Below are 24,753 nucleotides of genomic sequence, written 5' to 3'. Positions count from 1 at the left end.
CTTGAAAAATCCCCTCTTTCCCCGTATGAGCCGCAAGCCGATTTTCGCCGCAAACTGGAAGATGAACAAAGGTCCGTCCGAGGCGGAGGACTTTGTGAAGAGCATCCTTTCCAAGATCCAGAACCAGCCCTTCTCCTGCGATGTGGTGATCGCTCCGGCTTTCATCGCGCTGCCGAAGGCGGCCGAGGCTCTCAACAACCACCACGGCATCGCCATCGCCGCACAGAACTGCTCGCAGTTCGACTCCGGCGCCTACACCGGCGAGGTCAGCGTGGTCATGCTCCGCGAGCTGCTGGTCCACTACGTGATCCTCGGCCACAGCGAGCGCCGCTCGATCTACGGTGAGACCGACGAGGTCATCAACGCGAAGCTCAAGAAAGCCCGCGAAGCCAACCTGCGCCCGATCTTCTGCATCGGTGAAACCCTCGTCGAACGCGAAGCCGGAAAGCTGGAGTCCGTGCTCCGTACCCAGATCACCGAAGGCCTCAAGGGCGTGTCAGAGCGGGACATGACCGAAACCGTCGTGGCCTACGAGCCCGTGTGGGCGATCGGCACCGGCGTGACCGCCACCTCCGAGCAGGCTCAGGAGGCGCACGCTTTCGTGCGGTCGGTGATCGCCGACCTCTATGGCGCGGAGACCGCCGCGAAAGTGCGCATCCAGTACGGTGGCAGCGTGAAACCGAACAATGCCGCCGAGCTGATGGCCTGCCCGGACATCGATGGCGCGCTCATCGGCGGTGCTTCCCTCGATCCCCAGAGCTTCCTCGACATCATCCACAACGGCACGGTAGAGAAGTGACCATGATCCGGTCGCTTTTCTTCCTGCTCGGCGTGGCCATGCTGGCTTCGTGTTCCACCACCCCCGGCAAGGACTGGGGATCAACGGACCCGCTCGAGCAGATGGTCGAGCCCCGCCACGGCGGTCCCGAACTCCACGGGGAGATGGGGATCAATACCCAGGTGGGATTTTGATTGAACAAAGCAGCCCCGGGTTCCTTGAGAAACCGGGGCTGCTTGTTGTCCATCAACGCTGATGGATTGAAGGACGATATCGGCATTGGGTTGCGGATTGTCTCTCAAGGGCCAACGGCCCGCTCCATATCAGCCCAGCCCGCAAGGGCTGGGTCAATGATGGAGGGAGAACGAGGGCTGAAGGTCCGATCCATTGTTCGTTCGTGGGCCATGCGTTGATCCTTTTCCGATATGGATCGGGCTTTCAGCCCTCCAAATTTCCAGGTCATCAGCCCAGCCCTTGCGGGCTGGGCTGATATGGAGCGGGCCTTCGGCCCTTCAGAGGTGAACGACAGAAGGGTGCCGCAAGTATTATTCGACTATCATCTCCAGCAGTCGGGGCGTCGCCTCGTTTTGGAAGCGGGCCCGAAGCAGCTTTTCCGCAGCATCATAGTCGAAGGAGGCCAGAGGTTGGCCGCCTAGCAGGATGCTCTTCGGCGCTTTGTCGCAGGAGATCAGTACGATGGCTTCCGTATTTCCGACTCCTTCCACGGTCCACGCTGGATGGCCTTTGCTGGGATCGGGAAGAGCTTTGCATGCGGAGGCCAGGACCCGTGTACCAGTTCCCTTGATCCGATCAAGGTCCATGAGGAAGCGCCGGCTGCCGGGCGTGAGATCAACGGTGCGTTGGACCTTCAGCTCTGAATCGAAGAGATCGACAAGACGACCGGTTAGGGTTTTCGCATCACCGCCAATGCTTTCGTCCAGACCCGCACCGATCCAGTAGGGACCGCGGCGGAGGGCCAGATGGTTCGTTTCCTTCCAAGTGCCGCCGCTTCGCTCGATGGCCTTTCTGATGACCGAGGCGAGCAAGGCATCCGCCTCCGTGCTGAGGGCGAGGCCCACGGGACTCCGTTTCAACCAGATCACCGCGCCCTTGCCGACGGTGACTTCGTTGGTGCCGGTGAACGCTTCATCCTTCACCCCGAGCGTTTGGAAAAGATGCTGTCGTGGCACGGTGGTGGTTTTGCCATCCTCGTTCCACCATTCCTTCACGCGGTTGTAGGGATCGGAGTCGTCGTCGATCATCACCAGCACGCCGCCTTGCTTGACCCATGCGGCCAGCGGCGCGTGGACATCGGCGCTCATCGGCTTCTGACCCTGGTAACTCAGCATCAGAATCTTCATGCCGTCGAGGAAGCCATTGAGGGCGACGTTCTCAAGCTGCACCGGCGTGACCGGGATGCCGCGTTTCACCATCGGCATCGCCTGACCGTAGAAGTGCGCCATGTTCGGATCGCTCGGTGTCGGTTGCTCGCGCTGGAACATCAGCGAATCGCTGACCAGCACGCCGATGCCGGGAGTGCCAGCCTCCCACTGGATGTCCGGCTGCTTCATGTCATTGAGCGCGTTCATCACTACCTGGAGTTCCGTGGCGTAGGCGGGTGGAATCGGCTTCCGGTCTTCCGGCTTGGCGCTCTTCGGATACTTGCCACCGAAGATCCGCTCCGGCCATGGTGCGACCTCGTAGCTGGAAACGTCCGGCTGGAGCAGGGAGGCCACCAGAGTGGATTCCCAGTTGGTGCGGTAGTCGGTCCAATCGTGGCGCGGATTGTCTTCCACCGGATCGTTCAGGTACCAGACGCCGCGGCCGGTGGAGCGGACGAGGTTCTGCATCGCCCCGTATTCCAGAAACGCGGTTTCAAAGGTGCGCTCCTTTCCGACGCCGCGGAAGTGGTTCGGCGTCCGCGCCGTGCCGGTCCAGACCTGGGCGATGTAGCCGTCACAGCCGTTGAGGTTCGCCAGACTCGATTGCGGGCTGACGATGCACCAGTGGGCGTAGTTGATCAGACTGTGGGTGGGGACGTAGCAGCGGACCTTGGCTCCGGTCTTGTGGTTGAACGTCTGCACGTGATCGAACACCTGCTGCAGCGCGCGACGATAAAGATAGTACTTCAGCTTCGAGGACCGCCACTGGACGTCCACGGTGAGATGCGGCGGCTGCCAGGGTTCCTTGTAGTAGTCCTGCCACTCGCGTTTGAAAGCTTCCGAGTAACCCGCGCGGGCCCAGAACTCCGGCTCCTCCAGGTGGATCGCCTCCGCTCCGGCATCGAGCGCGCGCTGCACGCCGGTGGCGAGGTAGGTGCCGTAGTTGGAAGTCGGGCACATGTAGTAGACGTCGCCACCGTGACCGATCTTTTTGCCGTTCTTGTCGGTTTGGGCGTTGTCCTCGTGGTTCACGCCATCGAAGCGGCCGTAGAGGTAGTCCTGGTAGTTGCCCCAGGCGACGCCGGTCATCACATGCACGCGGTAGCCGCGATCACGCCAGGTCTTGATCCGGTCCGGCAGACCGGCATCGATGCCATACACGAGCGCGACATCGGAGCGCAGGTTGCCGTTCGGATTCCAGGCTTCCGAGGTCTGGAAACAGGTACGTTCCGCCGCCGCGGCGGGATCGCTCGGAAAAGGAGGGGGAAGATCGGCGAGGGCGAGCGCCGGGAGGGCCAGCAGCAGGGTGGAAAAGAAGGTGGAAACATGCATGCGAGAGGGGGAGATACCGCCATGCGGGTCGATTTCTTCCGCAGAATAACCCGTTGATTTTGCGTGGTTTCGATTCTCCGGAAACTCGTGCGGTTGCCAATTGGCGCGGTCTCGGCTACCCAACCGCTCCACCGCATGACTGACGCCCCGACCGAAGCCGCCGCCAAGCACCTGGAAGTGATCGCCCGTGAAACCGGGATCAACGCCCGCTCCGTGGCCGCCACTGCCAAGCTGCTCGCCGAAGGGGGCACCGTCCCGTTCATTTCCCGTTACCGCAAAGAGCAGACCGGCTCGCTCGACGAAGTCCAGATCACTACCATCCGCGACCGCATGCTGCAACTTGCGGAACTCGACTCCCGCCGCTCGGCGATCCTGAAGTCGCTGGAAGAGCGTTCGCTGCTCACGCCGGAACTGAAGAAGAAGGTTGAGGGTGCGGCGACGATGACCTCGCTGGAGGATATCTTCGCGCCGTTCCGTCCGAAGCGCCAGACCCGCGCCACCAAGGCGAAGGAGCGTGGCCTCGAACCGCTGGCCGATTGGATTTTCGAAAACCAGAACTCCGATCCCGCCGAGGAGGCCGCGAAGTTCGTGGACGCCGAGAAGGAAGTGCCGACTGCGGACGATGCCCTCGCCGGAGCCCGCGACATCATCGCCGAGCGCGTGGCCGATGATGCCGCGCTCCGTGGCCGCGCCCGCCAGCGTTATGAGGAAGAGTCCACCGTTTCCTCGAAGGTGATGTATGGAAAGGAAGAGGATGCGGAAGCCGCGAAGTTCCGCGACTACTTCGAGTGGAGCGAACCGTTCAAAAACATCCCGTCCCATCGCATGCTGGCGATCCGCCGCGGTGAGAAGGAAGGTTTCCTGCTCATGCGCGTGGAGGTGCCGCTGGAGCGCGTGACCGGTCTGGCGATGTCGGATTGGGTGAGCGGTTCCGGCAAGGCGGGCGATCAGGTCCGCATGGCGGTTGAAGACGGCTGCAAGCGCCTGCTCATGCCTTCCATGGAGACGGAGATGCGTTTGCTCGGCAAGAAGCGCGCCGATGAAACCGCCATCCAGGTGTTCGCCGAAAACCTCCGCGAACTGCTGCTGGCCTCGCCGCTCGGTGAGAAGCGCCTGCTCGCCATCGACCCTGGTTTCCGTACCGGCTGCAAGACGGTCGTGCTCGATCGCTCCGGCAAGCTGCTGCACCACACCGTCATTCATCCGACCGCCGGTTCGAACACGCAGCTCTATGAAGCGGCAGTCGAACTCACCACACTCATCAAGAAGTTCGACATCGAGGCCATCGCGATCGGCAACGGCACTGCCAGCCGTGAGACCGAGGCCTTCGTGAAGAAGCTCAAGCTGCCGTCCTCCATCGTCGTGGTGATGGTGAATGAAAGCGGTGCCTCGATCTACTCCGCGTCCGAAGTGGCGCGTGAAGAGTTCCCGAATCACGACGTCACCGTGCGCGGCGCTGTCAGCATCGGCCGCCGTCTGATGGATCCGCTCGCCGAGCTGGTGAAGATCGATCCGAAGTCGATCGGTGTCGGCCAGTATCAGCACGATGTCGACCAGCGCGCGCTCAAGGCCAGCCTCGATGATACCGTGATCAGCTCGGTGAACGCCGTGGGCGTCGAACTGAACACCGCGTCCAAGCAACTGCTTTCCTACGTCTCCGGCCTGAACAGCTCGCTGGCCGAGAACATCGTCGCCTTCCGCAATGAGAACGGCGCGTTTACTTCCCGTGCGGATCTGAAGAGGGTGCCGCGTCTCGGTGACAAGGCTTTCGAACAGGCGGCTGGCTTCCTCCGCGTTCGTGGTGGCGCCCATCCGCTGGATTCCTCCGCGGTACATCCGGAGCGTTATCCGCTGGTCGAGCGCATGGCGTCCGACCTCGGGTGCAAGGTGGGCGAGCTCATCGGCAACGAAGCCTTCCACAAGAAGATCGATCTCCAGAAGTATGTGGAGGGCGATGTCGGTCTGCCGACCTTGCGCGACATTCTTTCCGAGCTCGGCAAGCCGGGCCGCGACCCGCGCGCGAAGTTCGAGTTGTTCGAATTCGCCGCCGGAGTGGAGAAGCCCGCCGATCTTTCCCCGGGCATGAAGCTGCCGGGCATCGTCACCAATGTGACCGCCTTCGGCGCCTTCGTGGATGTCGGTGTTCACCAGGACGGCCTCGTCCACGTCAGCCAGCTTTCGGACCAGTTCGTCCGCGATGCCAGCGAGGTGGTGAAGGTCGGCCAGAAGGTGAATGTCACCGTGGTCGAGGTGGACCTGAAGCGGAATCGCATCGCGCTCTCGATGAAATCGAAGCCGGAGATGGAAAACCGCCGCAGCGCTCCGGGCGATCGCGACGACCGCCGTGGCGGTGGTGGCGGCCAGCGCTTCCAACGCGACTCGCGCCCGCAGCAGGGTGGCGGCGGTGGTGGCAACGACTGGTTCAGCCAGGCGATGAACCAGGCGAAGAAGAAGTGAAAGATCCCGCGCTCCCGCGTGCTATCGTCGGGAGTGAAGCTTCTCAGTCTGATCCTGCCGGTCGTGTTCTCCGTCTCCGCCATGGCGGAGATGCCGCGCTTCATTGCCCATCGCGGGGCTTCTTCGGAGGCTCCGGAGAACACGCTGTCCGCCTTCCGGCTGGCGCTTGAACAGGGCGCGGATGGCATCGAGGGGGACTTCCGTCTCACCTCCGATGGCGAGATCGTGTGCATGCACGATGCGGACACCAAGCGCACCGCGGACAAGAATCTCGTCATCGCCAACAGCACCTACGCGGAGCTGGCGAAGCTGGATGCCGGTTCGTGGAAGTCTCCGCGCTTCGCCGGTGAGAAGATTCCCAAATTGGGCGAGGTGCTCGATGTGCTGCCGCAGGGAAAGTTCTTCTTCCTTGAGATCAAGACCGGTCCGGCGATCGTGGATCCCATCCGGCGCCTCCTGTTGGAGAAGAAGGCGGACACCGCGCACGTCATCATCATCTGCTTCGATCCTGCCGTCATCGCCACGTGCCGCGAAAAACTTCCGGAGTTTCAAGCCCATCTGGTTTCCTCGCTCAAGGACGTCGATCAGCCGGACAAGGCAGCAGCGTATCGCAAGCAGTTTGAGGACTGCAAGGCGCAGGGATTCCAGTTCGACTGCCGAGCTCCGGTTTCCGGGGAATGGCTGAAGTCGCTGGGTGTCCCACTCGACTCGTGGACGGTGGATGATGCGGCCACGGCGCGGAAGGTGATGGCACTCGGCGTCTCCTTCATCACGAGCAACCGGCCGTCTGCGCTGCGGCGGGAACTGGAGTGAAGTCATCGCGGGTGTTTCAGGGATGACTCTTAACTTTTCCTGAGCATTTTCCGGTGCCGGAAATGCCCTTGAATGCGGTTCGATTGTTTATTGCCCGCGGCGCTGGCCCCCGTTAGCGTCGCGCCATGCGTTTGAAAACCGCTCTCCTCTCGTTGTTGGTCGCCTGGTCTTCGGTGGCTGTTCTTTCCGCGGCCGTTTCGATGCCGGTGGAACCGTCCACCGGCCTCAACAAGAAGGCGGAAGGCCCTGCCAAGGAGGCGCTGGAGGCCTTCAAGGACGGGCGTCACGCCAAGGCGATTGAGCTGGCGAAGCCACTGGCCGAGCAAGGCAACGGTGACGCGCTCTACCTGATGGGCTTCGCTCATGAGAGCGGCCAGGGCGCTGAAGCCTCCAAGGAAAAGGCGCTGGAATATTACAAGAAGGCCGCCGCCACCGGCCAGAAGGACGCGACTTACCGCATGTCCTTCATCCTGCTGGCCTCGGAGGACGAAAAGGAGCGCACCCAGGGCCGGGAGGCGCTGGAAAACGCCGCCAAGGACGATCCGGCGGTGGCAGGTCGCATCCTCGGTGAAGCCTGGCTCCGTGGCCGTCTGAGCAAGGAGCCGGACTACGACAAGGTCGTGTTCTGGTGGTCCCGTGCGGCCGATGCCGGTGATCCGCCGTCTCTGATGCTGCTGGCCCGCCTCTACGAAGGCCAGTTCGGTTTCCCGGACAAGAAGGACCTCAAGAAAGCCAACGACACCTATCGCAAGGCGGCCGGTCTCGGCGATGCCGGTGCGATGGTGGCCCTCGGCTCCCGCCTCCTCAATGGAGCGGAAGCCCAGCGCAATGAGAAGGAAGGCCGTGAATGGATCAAGAAGGCACTCGAAGCCAAGGAATACTCAGGCTATCTCGCGCTCGGCGATTTCGAGGAAAACGTGAAGAAAGACCCGAAGGCCGCGCTCGAAACCTACCGCAAGGGCGATGACGCCGGTCAGGTCGATTGCACCCTTCGCACCGCCCAGGCTTATCTCGAAGGCAAAGGCACCGAGAAGGACGAGGATCGCGGTCTGAAGCTGCTGGAAAAGGCGGCGACTGCTGGCAGCGCTCCCGCTCATCTGCGTCTGGCGGTGACCCGGCTTTCCAAGGAAAAGCCGACACCGGATGATATCGGCATCGGTTACGGCCACCTCCTTTCCGCCGCCGCCGGTGGTCTGTCGGAAGCGCAGAACGAACTCGCGCTGTTCTACCTTTCCCAGAAGCTCGGTGGCGTCGCCGATCCGGTGGCCGCTGTTGCCTGGCTGACCCGTGCGGCCCAGGGCGGCTTCGCTCCGGCCCAGAACAATCTGGCCACCATGTATGAGCGTGGTGCCGGTGGCGTGCAGCAGAACATGGCCAATGCCGGCCAGCTCTACGCACTCGCCGCCAACCAAGGCCACGGTCCCGCCACCTACGCGCTCGCGCGTTTGTTCGCCACCGGTACCGGCATCAAGCAGGACCTGCCGAAGGCTTGGGCCCTCGCCACGCTGGCCGCCGAGCGCAAGCAGGAGGAAGGCGCGAAGCTCGCGAAGGAGCTGGATGACAAGTTCACCCCCGAGCAGAAGGCCGAGGGCAAGAAGGCGCTGGAGGACATCAAGTCCGACAAGCCCGCCGCTCCGAAAGCCGATGCCAAGGGTGGCGATGCTCCCAAGCCGAAGCCGGCCGCGGGCAAGCCGTGAGCTCCGGCATCATCCCGCCGGAATCACTCCTCGGCGCCTACGCGCAGGGAGTGTTTCCGATGGCGCATGAAGGCGAGATCCTGTGGTTCTCGCCGGAAATGCGGGGTGTGATTCCACTCGATGCCAGATTCCATATTCCGCATGGATTGAAGAAGGCGCTGCGCAAGCGGCCCTTCGAGATCCGTTGGGACACCGCGTTCCTGGAGGTGATGCGCGGTTGCGCGGACCGGGAGGAGACGTGGATCGACGCACGAATTCTCGACAGCTACCGCGGGCTTCATGAGATGGGATTCGCCCACTCGGTGGAGTGCTGGGATGCGGAGGGCCTGCAGGGCGGCCTTTACGGGGTCGCCCTGGGGAAGGTCTTTTTTGGTGAGAGCATGTTTTCCCGGAAGACGGATGCCTCGAAGATCGCGCTTGTCCATCTCGTCGAGAGACTGCGCATGCACGGCTTCCAATTACTAGATACGCAGTGGCTCACGCCCCATCTCGCGACTTTCGGCGCGTATGAGGTGCCGCGGGACGAGTATCAGGAATTGCTCCGGGCGGCGCTCGCCGATCTCATCCGGGCTACCAACCCTTCTCCCCCCGCAGTTCCATGAAAGCCGGGTCGTAGAGATTGAATTCGATCCGGCTGAAGGCGGATGTCTTGAAGGTGGCGGTGCCGAAGTTCTGGCTGAAGCCCGTCAGGGTATCCACGGTCGCCGAGTCCAGGCGGAACACCACCCGGCTGCCATCCGGGAACCAGGCGCGGATGTCGCCGTCGCGGATCTTGGGCACTTCCGCTTCGACCGGCTTGAGGGCGATGTTCTTCAGACGGGAAACCGGAAGATCCACCTCGCCGAAACGGGTCTTCACCTTCATCACCCCGTTCTGGATCGAGAGCACTTCACCGGCCATCGAGTCGCCGTTGCGCAGCATCATGCGCCCGCTTTCCGCTTCCTTCGCCTTGGCTTCCTTCGCCTCGTTGTCCTGCTGCTCCGCCCCCAGGAGATCTTCCTGTTCCGGTTGTTGTTCGATCACGCCATCCCAGGCCGAGACTTCGATGCGTGAGATGCGGACCGGATTGGAGTCTTCCGTTAGAAACTGGATGCCACCTCCCGTGACCGCGTCATTCGGGTTCTGATCGGTCCACACGACCACGGAGCGACCGTCCACGATCAGATTGAAGATCCCCTTCTTGCGATCCATGCATACCTCGACGCGTGCCTTTTCGTTCTCGCTGAACTCGGGAACGCTTTGCGAACCGGGGACGAATTGCTGGGCTCCCGGGAAGCGCTTCCGCAGCGCGACGAAGCGGCGCTGCATTCCCAATTCGTAGCAATTCGGAGGATTGGCCTTGGCTGTTAGATCGGCGGAAAACCGCAGCGTCGTGCGGAGAGTCGAGTGCCATTCGAGATTGAAGGCGATGCGGCAGACATCCGGCAGGCTCACGTCCCGGGAGATCGCGCCACCGCCGTGGGATTGGAACGCACCGCCTTCAAAGGTCCAGCCCTTGCCGGATTTTTCCGAGGACTCGTCCTGCGTCCAGCCTTCCAGCGAATCCGGACCACGGAACAACAGCTTCGGGCGATCCTCGATCCGCACCGCTTCCACCATCGGCCGGTTCACGGTGATGCGTCCGGCATACCAGGTGTCCAGCTCGATAGCCTTGTCGGTCACCGAGGCCAGTTGTCCGCGCAGGGCGTCGCCATTGGTGAGGGAGACCACCGCATCGTAGTTGGCGAGGCTCTCGGGGACCACGGTCGGGAGGTTCAATTCCTGGACCTTGTTGAGCAGAAAGGGAGCGGGTTTCTCCAGCAGTGGCGAACTCCACAGAATGCGATCCTTGCCGATGGACGCCAGTTCTCCTCCGATCTGGTCCCGGTTCGAGAGTTGGATGGTGCCGCCGGGGGCGGCCACGGCAGGAAGCGTGGCCAACAGGAAGAGCGGGAATGTCAGGCTGGATTTCATTCCCGGGATTCGTTGGTGCCACCCGCTTGTTCGATGGAAGCCACCGCGGAGCGTTTCAAGGAGAGGGTGCCGAGTTTCGAATGGCGGATATCGATCTGCGTGCCGGAGAACGAACATGCATCCACTTGGAAACTGCCACCACCCTGCAGCCGCAGAATGAACGGGGCGGTGGAGGCGTTGTCGTTTTTCGCGGGATCCTTGAAAAAGACCGTCGAGACCTTGCGCGCGGGAATATTCATCGGCTGCTCCAGCACGGGACTCTTGAAGGAGAGGACGGCCTTGCCATCGGCACCGGCGCGGATGGCCTCCAGGTTTCCGCTGTAGCGGTCGCCCTCTGCGAGGATCAGCGTGTCGGAGCCGCTGTCGCCGCGTTCCTCGGTGCGGTGGCGGTCTCCGTCCGCATCCCAGGTCAGGACACGCAGGTTGGTCAGTGTGACCTCCGTGTCCGCGCCGGCATTTGCGGAAAAGGTCAGTCCGCCTCCCGCGGGCGGCTCCTTGATCGGATCGGCGCGACGGCCTTCCACCACTCCATCGATGAGCAGCACCAGCACGTTCTGGGTCCGGTCCACGCGGATCTCCACGTTCATCCGGGAGTTGGGGAATGAATCCGGCGTGCGGTCCTTGCTGAGCTGGATCAGGGTGGTGGAGGTCCGTGAGCCGCCGAGGCGGCGCAGCTCGATGCCGCCATTGTTGAACTGGAATGCATAGCGGCTCATCAAGGCGGAGTCCGAGTCCGGAATATCGCCGAAGGTGGTCTGGAAGTTCGGGTTGCCACGCCAAGAGAGCGTGAAGCGCAGGCTGTATTGATCCGGCAGATCGAACGAGCGGGAAAGCTTGCCGCTGCCGGAGCAACTGAAGCGGCTCTCCACCGCCCGCCACTTGTCGTTGGTCCAGCCTTCCAGTCCGGCGGGGCCGTTGTAGAGCACCTTCTCCTCATGGATTCCCAGATCCATGGCGGCGATGATCGGGCGCGGGATCTTGAGATCCCCGGAAAACGAGGTGGATACCAGCAGGTTCTGGGCGTCCAGCGACTTCAACTCACAGGGCACCACATCGCCATTCACCAGCTTGAGGCGGGTACTGCCGGGAAGAGGGGCATCCTTGGAATCGGTGAAAACGACACGCTTCACCACGCCGGGCCGGAGAGAGAGCGGTTCCGCCGCCATCGGGGACTCGATCTGGACGCCGCCGTTTTCGGACATGGCCGTGACCCTGCCGGAGAGCTTGGAAGAACCCTCCATCACGATCTCATCGGCGCGCGCGTTGGAAAGGGCGAGACACGCCAGCCCGCACGCGAGACGTGCGACATCAGAACTGGGGATCCCACTCATCCAGGAAGCTGTTCGTGTTTTTGAAATCGAGCATCACGGAGTAATCGAGATCCACCTTCATTTTCCCGAGGATGGGGGAATTGAGGATGACGCTGGAATGGGTTCCTTCCGCGGCGGTGCCGGAGATCCGTCCGAAGGGCAGGAACCTCACCTGTACCTGCTCCGTGGCTGCTGGCAATGGCTTGGCCTGGCGGTTGCGGGCGAAGCGGATCTCCGCCACATCTTCCAACGGAAACTCGAAATCGGCATAGCGGCCTTTCAATTGGATCCGGTTCTTTTTCATGCCGGTGATCTCGCCGGAAAAGCGGTCCGTGCCATTGGTGAGCAGCACGATGTCCTGATCGTTCGTCTGGAGGCTGCGCGCCGCATCCGGCATGCCATTCCACTCCGATACCATCACGTCGGAGATGCGGACCGGCACGGAGGTTGACTGCCCGGGAGTGGACAAAGTCTGCACCTGGAATCCGATGCCACCACCGCGGCCCGCATAGCTGTCCTCACCCTCGCCCGTGCCTTCCGTCCACTGGACGGCGAACTCGTCATTGATGAACAGGGCGATCTCGCCGCTCTTGCGGTTGCAGCGGATTTCCACGGTGGCTTCGCCGGTTTCCGGCAGGCGCGCGTTGGTGGCGCTGGACTGTATGCGCTCAAGGACCGGCTTGCCATTCGCGTCGTAGCCGCAGCGGTTCAGGATGACGTAGCCGGTGTAGAGGTTCATCACATAGGCGTTGCCGAACATTTGCGGCAGACCCGGGCCGTTGGACGAATCGGAACGCGGCTGGCCGTCTTTGTCCGGCTTCTTGAAATCCGCGTGGAATGCGATCGCCAGTGCGAGCCGTGATTTCCATGCGATCTGGAAGCGCATCAGCGCCCGGTCCGGCATCCGCACGTCACGAACCAGTGCGGCGGGGCCCTGGCGATGATACCAGGCTCCGCTGGAGTAGCTCCACGAGGGCGGCTTCTTTCCTTCGTCGGATTCGGGTTTGGTTGCCTTGTCGCCGGGTGCGGCCGGCTCGTCCTCCTGATTCATCGCGGCCAGTGTCCAACCTTCGTCCGAGAATGGCCCGGAGTAGAGCAGCTTTCCGCCCAAGGGGTTCGGAGAGATCATGGTGACGTCCTTGCGGCGGATCGTCAGCGGCCCGGCACAGGTCGTTTCCAGGGTGAGTTCCTCCGCATCCATCCCGGTGAGCGTGCCTGGGATGCGGTCGCCATTGACCAGGCCGACGCTGGAAAAATCCGGGAGCGGTTTGGCCGGGCGTGCCGAGCGCAGCACCACCTGCCGGAGCTGGGTGGTTTTGAAATCCAAGGGGGCGTTCACGTCGTCGCGCCGCCACATCACGGACGGCCCTTGCTTCAATCCTTCGAAATGCCCGTCCAGCCGGTCGCCATTGGTGAAGCGGAGCAGATCGCCCGGCACGCCGTCCTGGGCCGCGGCCACCGCGGGAAAGCCCAGGAGCAGGATGGGAACGAGGCGCTTCATTTTTCGTAGATGGGCAGGAAGCGGTAGTTCAGCGCCAGCGAAAGCAGCGCGCCCGCGGTGCTGAACGATCCTCCCTGGGCACCGGGCCAGGAGCCGTCACGGTTCTGGAGGGTGGCCATGTAGCGGATGTTGCGGGCGTTCCAGTCGCGCCAGACGGCTTCGTCGGCATGGAAGAGGGCCTGCGACATATAGTATTCGTAGTAGTAAGGATAGTAGCGGTCGCGGTAGTCGAGGTTCTTCTTCAGATACTCGAGGCTGTTCTTGTATTCCTTGCTGTCCTTGCTCTTTGCCAGCGAGAGGCAGAGCGAACCGATCGCGGTGAGGGTCGGCTTGCTGCCACCCATGGAGGTGTAGCCGTAGCCGCCCTCGCTGTCGCGGTTCTTGGCCAGGTAGGCCAGGCCCTTGTTGATCGCGTCATCCGGCACGCCTACTCCCGCGTTGCGCGCGGCGAGGAGAGCCACGATCTGGCAGCCGGAAACGGTGGTGTCCGCGTCCTTGCTGTCCGGCGTGTAGCGCCAGGCGTTGAAGCGGGTGTTCCGCTTCTGGGCGTTGAGGATGAGTTCGACGGCTTTCTTCAGCGCGGGAGCGATTTTCGGATTGTCCACCATGCCGTAGGCTTCCGCCAGGCAGAGCGTGGAGAATCCGTGATTGTACATGCTGTTGCCGATATAGCCGTTGCCCGAGTTCTGCTGGGACAGGACGTAGTCGATGCCCTTGCGGATGAACGGTGCGTTCGGTCCCACGTTCGGGTCCTCACCGTGGGCAAGGAAGGCCAGCACGCAAAGCCCGACCACCGCCGGCTCGCCGCCCACCGAGTCCGTCCACGAGCCCTGGGCGTTCTGGCTTTTTCCCAAATACTGGAGACCTCGTACATACATGGACTCCACCTGTGCCGGGATCGTGTCATCGGTGCGCCGCGGCAGGTCCTGGCCACGGAGGGTGGCGGACAGGATCAGCAGGAATGGAACGAGAAATCTCATTTCTTCGGGGACGCGGGGCGGGAGACCTTGCGGGCGGCCAGCCATGCGGCTTCCGCTTTCACGCACGAATCGCAAACGGGAATGGTGGCGGTGGTTTCATCCGGGATCGGGCAGCAGCCTCCCAACTGGAACTTGCGGGCGTGGGGAAAGAGCCGGATGCGTTCCGCTTCGGTAGGGCCTTTCGGGTCGGGACGCACCAGACCGTAGTGAATCGGCACGGTGGTGGCGGGCATGGAGGTGTGGTGGACCTGGCACACTCCGGTTTTCACCGCCTGCTTGTCCTGCTCCCAGAGCTTTTTCCATTCCTCTGGTGTGGGTTCCGCCGCCGGTGCGGATGCGGACAGGGTGAATCCTGCGAGACAGATGTGAAGGAAGGCTTTCATTTGACGAGTTTGTCCGCGCCGCGGTTGTAGGCATCGAGCGCGCCGCGGAATTCCTCCGGCAGCGCCTTGCCTGCGGTTCCGGCGGCTTTCGGAACGCGGCGTTGCTCTTCCTTGCCGTCTCCGGCGATGCCATTGCCAGCGGTATTGGTGGTATCGGAGAGGCCATGGACGCCGCCACCACCGGTGTCGCCGCCCTGCTGGCCTTCCTTCGGAGGACCTTGCTGATCTCCGGCCTGTTCCTTGCCAGCCATGCGTTCGAGCATGTCCATCATCGCGCCGCCCGCCTGGCTCTGGCTTTGCTGGCCGTCGCCCTGTTGTTGCTGCTGGCGGGCTTTTGCGGCTTCGAGGATCTTTTCGATCACTTCGGTTTGGGCGGCGATGGTTTTGCCGCCGGTGTCCTGATCCATCAGGCGCTCGGTAGCCTCGCCCATGATGTCCTCGCACTCCTTGAGCAGATCGATGACCTTCTGGACGGTTTGCTCGAGGGCGAGCTGCTGGACGTCCGCGGAAAGTTCATCCTGGCGCGTGGCCAGCTTGCCGGAGCCGGCCTTGTGATCCTCTTCCGGCTCCGCCTCCGTCTTGTCGTCCGCGGCTTTGGCAGGCGGGTTGGCGGGTGCCGGTTCATCGGCCGCCAGTGGCAGGACCATGGCCGCCATCAGGATGGAAAGAAGGCTGTGTTTCATGGCTCGCTCGGTGTTGCGGGTGTGGATTGCCGTGAACGCTGGAGTTGTTCCAGCGCACGGGTCTGGGCGCGTATGTCCATTTCCTGCTGCACCATTTTCATCACGCGCAGCATGAATTCGAAATCCTCGTCCTCGGAATTGCCCTGGCCGCCGCCCTGGCCGCCGCCATTCTGCTGGTTCATCTCGCCTTCCAGCTTCCTGGCCCAATCGCCGAGACGCGTGGCCCATTCCTTGGCGCCTTCCGTGGCGGTGAAGTTGCGGGCGATCTGGAGGCGGTTGCGGATGTCCTCCAGACCCAGATCGATCTTCGACTCCCGCATCTCATCGAGGATCTCCTTGAAGGTGGCCTTCTCGGTACGGGTGTAGTAGTGGCCGAGGTCCTCCTGGATCCATCGTACATCGGAGGCCGTGTCCGATTGCTGGCGGATCGATTCGTTCGCCATCCGCTGGTCGGCGGGATCGAGTTCGTTCGCCTTGAGGCCGAGTGTCTCGGAGTAGCGCTTCACCAGCGTGTTGACGATGCTTTCTTCCTCCGACGCGGCCTTCTTCAAGCGGCTGACGAAGGTGCCCGCTTCGAAGCGGCGATTCGCATCGTTCGCCTTTTCGATGGCGGCCTGCATTTTCTCCACGGCCTTCTGCTGCTCCTTCACCGCATCCTGGACGTCCTTCTTGGTCTTTTCGGGCGTGTTGGTTTCCTCGTTGGCATCGCCGAGCTTGGAATCGACCTTCGGCAGATCCTGGGTGGAGAGCTCCTGCATCGACTTCATCGATTCCGCCATTTTCTTGAGCGTGTTCTTGTCGATCTCGCCATTGCGGGTGGAGTCCTTCATGAGTTGCTCCATGCGTTGTGACAGTTCCTGCATGCGGCGGGTGTTTTCCGCTTCGGCCTGTTGCTGGGCATCGAGCCGCGCGCGGTTTTCCTCCTTCTGGAGGTCCGCGCCATCCAGCCGCTCGATGCGCTCGTTTTCTTCAAGCTGGTTCCGTTCGCGGCGGGCGAGATCCTCCAGCTCGGTGATGGCGCGGTCGAACTGGTTCTTCAGCATCTGTGCGTGTTCGTCGCGGCTCAGGATGTAGAGTGTGACCGGCTCCGAATACATCCGAGGACGCCCCGGCAGGTAGTCCTCCGAATAGGCCCGCAGCGTGAGCTTCTGGGGGCCGATGCCGAAGGCTCCGGGGGAGAACGCCACCGGGCCGGAGAAACGGCGCAGCTCGGTGCCGCCATCGCTGAGCTTCATCCCGCCGGTGGCCGGAGTTTCATCGGTGGGGCGGCTGAATTCCCCCTGCCACTCGATACCTGCGGTCTTCAATCCGAAGTCATCTTCGGCGAGCGCCTCGAGATCGATGGTCTCTTCCGGCAGCATGACCTTCTGACGCTCGATTCCCTGGAGATACGCGGTGGGGGCGGCGTCCCTGAGTGGATCGACGCGCAGCTTGAAGCTGCCGCCACCACCGAGGCCGTATTCGTCCTTCCATGAAAATGGAATGTCGAACGGCACCTGTCCTACCGCGAGCAACGGCATGTGGGCTTCTCTGCCCTTCAGGATGAGATCGCCTTCCACGGGAACGAAGGGGGAGGCGTCCTTCGCGTCCGCGGATGGGATGCGATTGGCAACGGTCGGACCAAAGTGCGCTGAAGAAAGCGCGCGGGATGTGCGGATGCGGACATCCACCTGGCTGCCTTCCACCACGCTCAGCACGCCTGTATCCAGTTCGATGGTTTTCTCCGGGATGCCCAGGTACGCCGGAGGAATCACACGCGCCACCGTGCCTTCCGCGGCAGGGCGTTGAACCGGAATAATCCGGGTTTCATGCACCGCATCCCCGATGTGGAAAACAATCGTGCCCGGATCCTGCTGGCCGGGAAACTGGAAGTGGTAGCTGTCTTCCGCGAGATCCGTGGCGACCGGCGGCTGCAAGCCATAGCGTCCGCTGGCGTTTGGCGGTCGTCTCTCGGTGTCGTTGGCAAGCCGCAGCGTGAGGTCAAAGGCCTCGCCAAATGGCACCGCCACCTCGGTGGGCGGTGAATCGAGCATGGTGAAGGTATAGCGCGGCGTGTCCGAGAGCGGCATCAGCCAGCGGCGCAGGGCATTCGTGCCCGCCCGTGGCGCGACCACCCAGATCGTGGCGACACCCGCCGCCAGCACCAATGCGGCGAGCGCCCACTTGCGATGACGGGCGGGGGGCAGTGCTTCCGCCAGCGTGCGTGCGGAGGCTTCCGCTGCCACCGCTTCCATGGCTGCGGCGCGCAGCCGTGGCGAAAGCGAGGTGACATTCTCGTCCTGATTCTGAAGCTCGATCACACCGAGCAGGCGGTCTCCCAGTCCCGGGAAGCGGCGGGCGATGAGCTGGGCGAGCTGGTTTTCCCGGCGATGACGCCAGACCCAGCGGTGGATCCAGAACGGGGCGAAAACCGCGAACACGGACGTGCCTCCCAGCAGGATCGCCAAGCGAACCAGCGCCGGTGTTTGCCAGATCCGGTCGAGCCCGTACACGACCAGGAATGAAACCAGCAGCCCGATCACCCCGGCGATCACCGCCTCCTGCACCTTGATCCGCCAAAGCACCCGGCGGAATTCCTCAAGCTGCAAGCGCAGCGATTCGGGAATCGGCACCGGAGGGGGCGATGGAGGGCGTTCGGACATGCGTGGAGCGGCGGAATTTCCGACCGGAGCGCGATAGCTTAACCTTCCAGACAAGGAGCCCGGTTTCCAGTCGTTTTATCGCCCGCCGGAAGGCTTTGAAACGCCTCTGTGGAGCGGTTTTGCCGCCGCTCAGAGATACGGATTGCCCTTGAGTTCCTTTCCGATCGTCGTGGACGGACCGTGGCCCGGGAACACGCGGGTGTCGGAGGGCAGAGTCAGAAGCTTGGACGCGATTCCTTCGAGCAAGAGCTCGCCATCGCCGCCGGGCAGGTCGAAGCGTCCCACGCTGCGGGCGAACAGGGTGTCTCCGGAAAACAGCACGCCTTCCTCCGGGAAGAAAAATGTCACGCTATCCGGGGAATGGCCGGGGACGTGGGCGAGCTGGATGTCGAATCCGTTGATCTTGAGTGGTTCACCGACCGTGAGCAGGTGGTTCACCTCGTAGGGTTCGATCCGAATGGGCAAGCCCCATTGCCGGGCGTGGGCTTCCAGGGTGAGCTCCGGGGAGTAGTCCGCGAAGGCATGGATGCGGGTCCCCAAGCGGTGCAGGGCGGCCACGTCCTCGACATGATCGTAGTGCTGATGCGTGAGCAGAACATCGGTGGGGTGGATGCCCTTCTGGTTCATCCACGCGACCACCCCGGCCGGGGCATCGACGAGAATGTGACCGCGGGGGGCTTCGATCAGGTAGCCGTTGGTTTGGACGAAACCGCCGGTGTAAAGGCCGAGATTCATGGCTGGGTGCGCAGATGTTCGATCGCTTCGCGGAGGTCCTCCGGGGTGACTTCGTCGCTCAACCGCGCCGATCCGGGCCGGTCCAGCACCACGAAGCGGACCTTGCCGCTCTCGAACTTCTTGTCGCGTCCCAACTTTTCAAGGACTGTTTCCGTCGTAATTTCCGGGGACAGGACCACCGGCAGGCAGAACCGCTTCAGCAGCCCCAGGATGCGGGCGGCGTCCGCCGGAGCGAGTCCCGCACGTTTCACCGAAATGTGGAGGGCGGCACGCAGGCCCAGTGAGATTGCCTCGCCATGCAGCATCTCCCCGTAGGGGACGGCCGCCTCGATGCCGTGGCCGATGGTGTGGCCGAAGTTCAGCAACGCGCGCTCTCCGGTAAGTTCCTGCTCATCCGCTTCCACGATGCGGGCCTTGATGGCGATATTGCGGGCGATGAGGTCGGCGGGCACGTCGCGGGAGTCCGGATCGAGTCCGGCGAGTTCATCCAGCATCGCGGCATCACGGATGGCGGCGTGCTTGATGACTTCGGCGAAGCCTTCGAGGAACTCGCGTGCGGGCAGGGTGCGCAGCAGTTCCGGATCGACGATCACCAGCTTCGGCTGGTGGAACGCACCGACGAGGTTCTTGCCCTCGGCCACGTTCACGCCGGTCTTGCCGCCCACGGAGGAATCCACGTGCGAGACGATGGTGGTCGGGATCTGGGCGAAAGGAACACCGCGATAGAAAATGGCGGCCACGAATCCGGAGAGGTCGCCAATGACTCCGCCGCCGAGCGCGATGATGGAGGACTTCCGGTCATGGCCGGCCCGGATCATCGAGCGGCAGAGTTCCTCGGCCTGGGAGAGCGACTTCGACGGTTCGCCGGAGGGGACGGTGTGAAGTGTGGTCTGGAAGCCCGCCGCGGCGAGCGAGGCCTTCAGCGGTTCGCCATGAAATTTGGCCACCGTCGCATCGCTCACGATGGCGACCTTTTTGCCAAAACCGATCGCGCCGAGCAGTTCACCTGCTTTCGCCAAAGCCCCCGGCTCCACGACCACGTCGTAGGAGCGTTCCGCCAAATCCACATGCACCGTCGGCATGCGGGGGATCAAGAGGCCCCTGGCCCGGGGAAGCAACTCCTTTACCGCAGCTCCAGGCTCTTCGCGATCAGCACCAGGGCGTCCCGGCGGTCCTTGGGCAGGTCACTGCCAGCGCATTCGCGGGCGAGGCCGGAGACCAGATCCTCGTCGACGAGTTCCGGTTGGTCGCGGGTCAGCCACATCGACCACACGGCGAGCAGGGTGGCAAAGCGGGCGTTGTCGGAGGGTTCGGCGTCCGGGATCCGCTGGATCTGAAGCGCGGGCACATCCTTGCCGTCGACTTTCCAGCGGATTTCCCCCAGCGAACGAGCGCTGGCGCGGGGCTCCAACTCGATGAGAAGGGTGGTGCCGGTTTTCGCCGGGAGAATTCCAGGCAGGGTTTCGTTCTCCAGCCCCTTGACCGGCGAGTAGCCGAGCAGGCGGAATTGCGAAATCGCCATGGGATCGACCTCCAGAGCCGCTTCCACCGAGCGCGGGCCATCGGCGGCTCCCTGGAACCGGAGCATGACCAAGGAGGCGGAAGGTTTCCACGGGCAGGAAAGCGACTCCACGGTGAGGGTGGTGCCCTTCGCGATGGCGGTGGTGCCGCCGGGCACCAGAGGAAAGGCGTTGAGCAATTCCTCAAGGCGCACCGCTTTGGCCGGAGGAAGGGCGCGCTTGCCGGTCACGCTGCTGGAAATCCATGACAGGCTGTTGCTTCCGGCCAGCAATGGCAGCGGGAGCTGCTTCGAGGCAGAGGTGGGCACGTGGTCGCGGATCACCGTTTCCGGCAGAGTCGAAAGATCGACCTCGCGGTTGGCGGCGGATTGCCTGGCGGCAGCGGCCAAAAAGTCGGCAGGCGAGGTTTCCAACGCCTTGTCGCGGGCACGGGCATTCGCCCCGGCGGTGGTCATGACCGGCTGGGCCGGATCCACGCCACTCGGAGGCCCGGGAAGCGGCAGCAGGAAGGCATCCCTCGGCAGGGAGACATCCGCCACCGCAGGGGCTGGGGCGGAAACTGGTGCCTCCCGTGCTTGGGAGGAAGCAGAAGGCGCGGGAGCTGCCGCCGCAGGCGCGGGCTCTGGAGTGGGCCGGAGCTGCTCCTTGTGTTGGGAGCGGTTGATCAGCAGGACGCCACCGATCACGGCGACCGCAGCACCGGCCATTGGCATCAGCCAGCGCGGATGCCGGGAAGGACTTTCATCTGGAGCCGAGGCGGCTTGTCTGGCGGTGTGGAGAATGGCTTCCCGCTGGGTAGGGAGCAGGGTGGCCGGTGTGGGATCGGGGATCCCGGTCGATTCGCCAGCTCCGGCCACACGTTTCCAGCGGACATCCTCACCTGCGACGGGGCCTTTCGGCGCGCGGCGGCGGGCTTGCTTGCGGACCTCGGCTTCCAGCCAGCTTTTCGCTCCGCCCGGCAGTTGTTCCGGAGCTTGGCGGCAGAGGCCCAGGAAGGCGGCCAGCACGGCCTCGCGGGCGGGCTCGAGGCTGGTGGTGGTTTGGAGAGCTTCCGCCATCAGGGCGGATTCGTTCGCCACCAGGGCGGCAGCCACGAAGGTTTCCCGCGCGTCAGCGGATGAAGTAGCTGAGGTGTTCGAGTTCGAGGGCGAGGTCGACATTGTTCACGGTGACGTCCGCCGGCACCTCCAGGAGGATCGGCGAGAAATTGAGAATGCCCTGCACGCCGGCGGCGACGAGGCGGTTGGCGGTGGCTTGCGCGAATTCGACCGGGATGCAGAGAATCGCAAGCTTGATCCCGTTTTTCGCGAGGAATTCGTCGAGATCGGTGTCCGGATAGACCGGCACGTTGATGCCGCGGGCCCGCGCCGCATCCGGGGCGGAATCGAAGGCGGCCACGACCTCGAAGCCTTCCTTTTGGAAGCCCTGGTAGCGCAGCAGCGCCGAGCCGAGATTACCCGCACCGATGAGGACCACCGGCTGGAGCCGTTCGCGGCCGAGAGTCTCGCGGATGGTGGTCGCCAGCAGTTCCACCGGATAGCCGAGGCCGCGGGTGCCGAACTGGCCGAAATAGGCCAGATCCTTGCGGAGTTGGGAGGGCTTCACGCCCGCGGCACGTGCCAGCGCCGTGGAACTGACTGTTTCCACGCCGTTTTCCTTCAGCCGCTGCAGGCAGCGGTAATAGATGGAAAGCCGGTAAATGGCTTTCTTGGGAATATCCACCTTATCCACGAGTGCTGGAGGAAAGCCGCCATGCCCGCTCCGGTCAAGCCCGGTCGGGGTGCCCGGATGGTGAGAGAAAATGGCACTCCATGGCGTATTTGCCCCATGCCCGATGATCGCGATCCTTTGTTGACCGCTCCCCGCGATTTCGCGCCGGGCCGCTGGTTCGGCAGGGTGGTCTGGAGCGCGGCGGTGTTGATGATCGTTGCGGCGGTCGTGGTGACCTATCAGGGCATTCTCGACCAATCGACCGAGCGCATTGTGAGGGAACACGGCTTGTCGCTCCCTTCGTCCGCCTCGAATCCCGAATGCCGCGGCGATGCTTGGCACATGATCCTGGACCGAGGGGCGTCCTCCACCTTCGAGATGGCGAGGACCGATCTTTGTTCGTTCGTTTCCACGCTGAGGATCCGCGGCAGCCATCTCATGATTCCGGCCAACGGCCAGTATCAAGTTTCCGCGCCATGGATCGCCAAGCGCCCCATCGCCTCCTACGAGTGCGATTCCCCGACCGGCGATTGGCTCAATGTGCAGATCTTTCCGATCGATTGCAAAAAGGTCGGCGTGAGACTCTACACGGACTGGAACTGAAATCTTATGGAGCGGATCGCTGTAGTCGGAGCGCGGACTACAGCAAAGATGCCCCGGAACTCAGAGTTCCTCCGGCTTCTGTAGTAGTTCGCCCACGCGCTTGAGAAGCAGGCCCGCGCCGCCGCCATCGACCACGCGGTGGTCGAAGGTGAGAACGAGGTCCGCCTCCGTTGCAGGCAGGAACGTTTCCACTTCGGTGCTCCACACCGGTTTCTTCACGCCCGCACCGATGCCGAGGATGAGCGTTTCATTCGGCAGCGGGATCGGCGTGGCCCAAGTCAGACCGAAGGTGCCGAAGTTGGTCACGGTGGCGATGCCTCCTTTGGTATCTTCCTCCGTGAGGCGGCGGCGGCGGCCGCGGTCCACGAGATCATCATACTCGCGCACGAGATCGCGCAGTGGCTTCTGGTCCACCTTGCGCATGACCGGCACCACCACGCCATCCTCGACCTGAACGGCCACGCCGATGTCGAAGGCGCGGGGATGCACGACCTTGCCGCCCATCAGGAAGCCCGCGCTGGCTGGGTCTTCGGAGAGAGCCTTGGCGAAGGCACGGAGGAGATAGAGCGTGAGACCGGGCTTCGGATTGCTGTTGCGGCGGTGATCCAGCACGCGGTCGAGGCGGACCGGCAGGCCGACGGTGGCCAGCGGACGGGTCCAACTGCGGCGCATGGCATCCGCCACGGCGAGACGCATCGGGGAGGCCTGGCTGCTGGGCCAGGTTTCGATGTAGTCGATGAAACGCTCGAGGTCGTTCACCGTCACGCGGCCGCCGGAACCGGTGCCGACGATGGCGGAGATGTCCGCTTCACGCAGGCCGAGGTCATCCATCCGCGCGCGCATCCGCGGCGAAATGTAGTGGGCGCCCATCGTGCCGGTGGGCACGGGCAGGCCCTTGACGCTGGGCACCACGGCGGGAGCTTCCTCGTAACTGTCGTCCTGATTGCCGAAATGAAGGTTCTCCTCCGCCTGCTGGCTGCCGGGTGGTGGATTGACGCTGAGTTTCGCCTCCATCATCTCCAGCGTCTCCACGCCGGTGCGGGTGACTTCTTCCGCCGTCACCTCCAACATGCCGAGCACGGTGCCGACTGAATAAGAGACGCCTTCCTGGGCGCGGAGTTCGGAGACGATGCCATCGCAGAGCGTGGTGACACCCATCACCGCCTTGTTCGTCTCGACCTCGATGATCTCCTGGTCGGTGCGCACCGTATCGCCCACCGCGACATCCAGCCGGACGATGGTGGCCTCGGCGATGGATTCGCCGAGCTGGGGCATGAGGATCGGAACAAACGGCATGGTCGTTAGAAGGAAAGGAGGCGGCGCAGGGCTTCGCCGATCGATTCGGGGGTGGGGCGGTGGGCCGCCCACAGTTTCGGATGATAGGGGACCGGCGTGTCGCGGGAGTTCAGACGCTGCGGCGGTGCGTCGAGAAGGTGGAAGCCCTCGCTCACGGTGCGGGCTACCACTTCGGCGGTGACGCCACCCCATGGGAACGCCTCACCCACGGCGAGCAGGCGGCCGGTGCGGGCCACGGAGGCCAGCACGGTGTCCATGTCCAGCGGCTTCACCGAGCGCAGGTCCACGACTTCGATTTCCCAGCCGTCCTCGTGCAGGCGCTCGGCGGCGCGCACGGCCTCATGGACCATGGCGGAGTAGGTCACGACGGTGGCGTGCTTGCCGGGGCGGACGATGCGGGCCTGACCGATGGGCAGGTGGTCGCCGTTGATCGACTTCGCCTTGAGCCAGCGGTAGAGGAACTTGTGCTCGCAGTAGATCACCGGGTCATCGAGCGCCACGCTGTCGAGCAGCATGTGGTAGGCATCGGAGACGGTGGCGGGAGTCACCACGATCAGCCCGGGGTAGTGGGCGTAGATCGATTCCATGCTCTGGCTGTGGAAGGGGCCGGAACCGGGTGTGCCGCCGGAGGGCAGGCGCACGGTGAGAGGGACGGGAACACCGGTGCGGTAGTAGTGCGTCGCGGCCTGGTTGACGATCTGGTTGAACGCGATCGACGAGAAGTCGGCGAACTGCATTTCAATGATCGGGCGCATGCCTTCGATGGCCGTGCCAACCGCCAGGCCGAGCATGGCGTCCTCGGAGATCGGAGCATCGAACACGCGGTTCGGGAACTCCTGCGCCAAGCCCTTGGTGGCCTTGAAGGCTCCGCCGAAGGTGGCGATGTCCTGGCCGTAGAGGAAGACACGCGGGTCCTCGCGCAGCAGCTTTGCCTGCGCCTCGCGGATCGCGTCGATGTAGGTGACACTCACTCGGGAA

The 24,753-nt window shown here is 63.4% G+C and carries 21 protein-coding genes; 7 read left to right on the top strand and 14 right to left on the bottom strand.

Features of this window, described 5'->3' with window-relative positions:
- Positions 1-25 precede the first annotated feature (25 nt).
- Together tpiA and KBB96_RS12005 are read left to right on the top strand one after the other, a co-directional pair.
- A complete protein-coding gene (gene tpiA, locus KBB96_RS21055; protein ID WP_226373532.1) occupies positions 26-799 on the top strand; it encodes a triose-phosphate isomerase in 774 nt (257 codons plus the stop codon).
- A gap of 2 nt (positions 800-801) precedes the next feature.
- Positions 802-972: a hypothetical protein gene (locus tag KBB96_RS12005; RefSeq protein WP_211629685.1), complete on the top strand. Its 171-nt coding sequence runs from the start codon at positions 802-804 to the stop codon at positions 970-972.
- A 351-nt stretch (positions 973-1,323) separates the two neighbouring features.
- Here KBB96_RS12005 and KBB96_RS12000 read toward each other — a convergent pair whose 3' ends face one another.
- Entirely contained in the window at positions 1,324-3,492 is a 2,169-nt protein-coding gene (locus KBB96_RS12000; RefSeq protein WP_211629684.1) for a hypothetical protein, read from the bottom strand.
- 135 nt (positions 3,493-3,627) lie between these two features.
- Here KBB96_RS12000 and KBB96_RS11995 point away from each other — a divergent pair, with 135 nt between their 5' ends.
- The 4 genes from KBB96_RS11995 (at position 3,628) to aat (ending at position 9,061) form a co-directional block, all read left to right on the top strand.
- On the top strand, positions 3,628-5,949 hold the full coding sequence (locus tag KBB96_RS11995) for a Tex family protein (RefSeq protein WP_211629683.1): 2,322 nt from the start codon (positions 3,628-3,630) through the stop codon (positions 5,947-5,949).
- 33 nt (positions 5,950-5,982) lie between these two features.
- Positions 5,983-6,762 (top strand): glycerophosphodiester phosphodiesterase family protein, encoded by a 780-nt coding sequence (locus KBB96_RS11990; protein ID WP_211629682.1) that lies wholly within the window; start codon positions 5,983-5,985, stop codon positions 6,760-6,762.
- A gap of 125 nt (positions 6,763-6,887) precedes the next feature.
- Positions 6,888-8,459, top strand: a complete 1,572-nt coding sequence (locus KBB96_RS11985; protein WP_211629681.1) for a tetratricopeptide repeat protein — start codon at positions 6,888-6,890, stop codon at positions 8,457-8,459.
- Entirely contained in the window at positions 8,456-9,061 is a 606-nt protein-coding gene (aat, locus tag KBB96_RS11980) for a leucyl/phenylalanyl-tRNA--protein transferase (protein ID WP_226373531.1), read from the top strand. The genes KBB96_RS11985 and aat overlap by 4 nt, the downstream gene beginning before the upstream one ends.
- Here the strand turns inward: aat and KBB96_RS11975 are convergent.
- The 11 genes from KBB96_RS11975 to KBB96_RS11925 form a co-directional block, all read right to left on the bottom strand.
- Positions 9,030-10,412, bottom strand: a complete 1,383-nt coding sequence (locus KBB96_RS11975; RefSeq protein ID WP_211629680.1) for a hypothetical protein — start codon at positions 10,410-10,412, stop codon at positions 9,030-9,032. The genes aat and KBB96_RS11975 overlap by 32 nt on opposite strands.
- On the bottom strand, positions 10,409-11,743 hold the full coding sequence (locus KBB96_RS11970) for a hypothetical protein (RefSeq protein WP_211629679.1): 1,335 nt from the start codon (positions 11,741-11,743) through the stop codon (positions 10,409-10,411). Before KBB96_RS11970 ends, KBB96_RS11975 begins: the two co-directional genes overlap by 4 nt.
- The gene (locus KBB96_RS11965) at positions 11,721-13,223 is read right to left on the bottom strand and encodes a hypothetical protein (protein WP_211629678.1); all 1,503 of its coding nucleotides are present in this window, start codon (positions 13,221-13,223) and stop codon (positions 11,721-11,723) included. The genes KBB96_RS11970 and KBB96_RS11965 overlap by 23 nt, the downstream gene beginning before the upstream one ends.
- A complete protein-coding gene (locus KBB96_RS11960; RefSeq protein WP_211629677.1) occupies positions 13,220-14,203 on the bottom strand; it encodes a prenyltransferase/squalene oxidase repeat-containing protein in 984 nt (327 codons plus the stop codon). Before KBB96_RS11960 ends, KBB96_RS11965 begins: the two co-directional genes overlap by 4 nt.
- Positions 14,200-14,586: a hypothetical protein gene (locus tag KBB96_RS11955; RefSeq protein WP_211629676.1), complete on the bottom strand. Its 387-nt coding sequence runs from the start codon at positions 14,584-14,586 to the stop codon at positions 14,200-14,202. Before KBB96_RS11955 ends, KBB96_RS11960 begins: the two co-directional genes overlap by 4 nt.
- Entirely contained in the window at positions 14,583-15,269 is a 687-nt protein-coding gene (locus KBB96_RS11950) for a hypothetical protein (RefSeq protein ID WP_211629675.1), read from the bottom strand. Before KBB96_RS11950 ends, KBB96_RS11955 begins: the two co-directional genes overlap by 4 nt.
- On the bottom strand, positions 15,266-17,911 hold the full coding sequence (locus tag KBB96_RS11945) for a GtrA domain-containing protein (RefSeq protein WP_211629674.1): 2,646 nt from the start codon (positions 17,909-17,911) through the stop codon (positions 15,266-15,268). The genes KBB96_RS11950 and KBB96_RS11945 overlap by 4 nt, the downstream gene beginning before the upstream one ends.
- Positions 17,912-18,040: 129 nt before the next feature.
- Positions 18,041-18,646, bottom strand: a complete 606-nt coding sequence (locus tag KBB96_RS11940) for an MBL fold metallo-hydrolase (RefSeq protein ID WP_211629673.1) — start codon at positions 18,644-18,646, stop codon at positions 18,041-18,043.
- A complete protein-coding gene (gene aroB, locus KBB96_RS11935; protein ID WP_211629672.1) occupies positions 18,643-19,728 on the bottom strand; it encodes a 3-dehydroquinate synthase in 1,086 nt (361 codons plus the stop codon). Before aroB ends, KBB96_RS11940 begins: the two co-directional genes overlap by 4 nt.
- A gap of 41 nt (positions 19,729-19,769) precedes the next feature.
- A complete protein-coding gene (locus KBB96_RS11930; protein ID WP_211629671.1) occupies positions 19,770-21,326 on the bottom strand; it encodes a hypothetical protein in 1,557 nt (518 codons plus the stop codon).
- The gene (locus tag KBB96_RS11925; RefSeq protein WP_211629670.1) at positions 21,277-21,897 is read right to left on the bottom strand and encodes a redox-sensing transcriptional repressor Rex; all 621 of its coding nucleotides are present in this window, start codon (positions 21,895-21,897) and stop codon (positions 21,277-21,279) included. Before KBB96_RS11925 ends, KBB96_RS11930 begins: the two co-directional genes overlap by 50 nt.
- A gap of 96 nt (positions 21,898-21,993) precedes the next feature.
- On the opposite strand from KBB96_RS11925, the gene KBB96_RS11920 reads away from it, so the two are divergent.
- A complete protein-coding gene (locus KBB96_RS11920) occupies positions 21,994-22,479 on the top strand; it encodes a hypothetical protein (protein WP_211629669.1) in 486 nt (161 codons plus the stop codon).
- A gap of 60 nt (positions 22,480-22,539) precedes the next feature.
- Here KBB96_RS11920 and KBB96_RS11915 read toward each other — a convergent pair whose 3' ends face one another.
- Positions 22,540-23,775, bottom strand: a complete 1,236-nt coding sequence (locus tag KBB96_RS11915; RefSeq protein ID WP_211629668.1) for a dihydrolipoamide acetyltransferase family protein — start codon at positions 23,773-23,775, stop codon at positions 22,540-22,542.
- A gap of 5 nt (positions 23,776-23,780) precedes the next feature.
- Complete coding sequence (locus KBB96_RS11910; protein ID WP_211629667.1) at positions 23,781-24,746, bottom strand: alpha-ketoacid dehydrogenase subunit beta; 966 nt, start codon at positions 24,744-24,746, stop codon at positions 23,781-23,783.
- Positions 24,747-24,753 lie beyond the last annotated feature (7 nt).

The sequence above is a fragment of the Luteolibacter ambystomatis genome (genome assembly GCF_018137965.1).
GTDB classification, from domain to species: domain Bacteria; phylum Verrucomicrobiota; class Verrucomicrobiia; order Verrucomicrobiales; family Akkermansiaceae; genus Luteolibacter; species Luteolibacter ambystomatis.
This window is presented reverse-complemented; position numbering and strand designations above follow the sequence as displayed.

Coding starts and splice junctions, on each gene's coding strand:
- aroB (WP_211629672.1), bottom strand. CDS start 19,728: ATGCCGACGGTGCATGTGGATTTGGCGGAACGCTCCTACGACGTGGTC.
- KBB96_RS11985 (WP_211629681.1), top strand. CDS start 6,888: ATGCGTTTGAAAACCGCTCTCCTCTCGTTGTTGGTCGCCTGGTCTTCG.
- KBB96_RS11975 (WP_211629680.1), bottom strand. CDS start 10,412: ATGAAATCCAGCCTGACATTCCCGCTCTTCCTGTTGGCCACGCTTCCT.
- tpiA (WP_226373532.1), top strand. CDS start 26: ATGAGCCGCAAGCCGATTTTCGCCGCAAACTGGAAGATGAACAAAGGT.
- KBB96_RS12005 (WP_211629685.1), top strand. CDS start 802: ATGATCCGGTCGCTTTTCTTCCTGCTCGGCGTGGCCATGCTGGCTTCG.
- KBB96_RS11950 (WP_211629675.1), bottom strand. CDS start 15,269: ATGAAACACAGCCTTCTTTCCATCCTGATGGCGGCCATGGTCCTGCCA.
- KBB96_RS11920 (WP_211629669.1), top strand. CDS start 21,994: ATGCCCGATGATCGCGATCCTTTGTTGACCGCTCCCCGCGATTTCGCG.
- KBB96_RS11940 (WP_211629673.1), bottom strand. CDS start 18,646: ATGAATCTCGGCCTTTACACCGGCGGTTTCGTCCAAACCAACGGCTAC.
- KBB96_RS11965 (WP_211629678.1), bottom strand. CDS start 13,223: ATGAAGCGCCTCGTTCCCATCCTGCTCCTGGGCTTTCCCGCGGTGGCC.
- KBB96_RS11915 (WP_211629668.1), bottom strand. CDS start 23,775: ATGCCGTTTGTTCCGATCCTCATGCCCCAGCTCGGCGAATCCATCGCC.
- KBB96_RS11930 (WP_211629671.1), bottom strand. CDS start 21,326: ATGTCGACCTCGCCCTCGAACTCGAACACCTCAGCTACTTCATCCGCT.
- KBB96_RS11955 (WP_211629676.1), bottom strand. CDS start 14,586: ATGAAAGCCTTCCTTCACATCTGTCTCGCAGGATTCACCCTGTCCGCA.
- KBB96_RS11970 (WP_211629679.1), bottom strand. CDS start 11,743: ATGAGTGGGATCCCCAGTTCTGATGTCGCACGTCTCGCGTGCGGGCTG.
- KBB96_RS11945 (WP_211629674.1), bottom strand. CDS start 17,911: ATGTCCGAACGCCCTCCATCGCCCCCTCCGGTGCCGATTCCCGAATCG.
- KBB96_RS11960 (WP_211629677.1), bottom strand. CDS start 14,203: ATGAGATTTCTCGTTCCATTCCTGCTGATCCTGTCCGCCACCCTCCGT.
- KBB96_RS12000 (WP_211629684.1), bottom strand. CDS start 3,492: ATGCATGTTTCCACCTTCTTTTCCACCCTGCTGCTGGCCCTCCCGGCG.
- KBB96_RS11995 (WP_211629683.1), top strand. CDS start 3,628: ATGACTGACGCCCCGACCGAAGCCGCCGCCAAGCACCTGGAAGTGATC.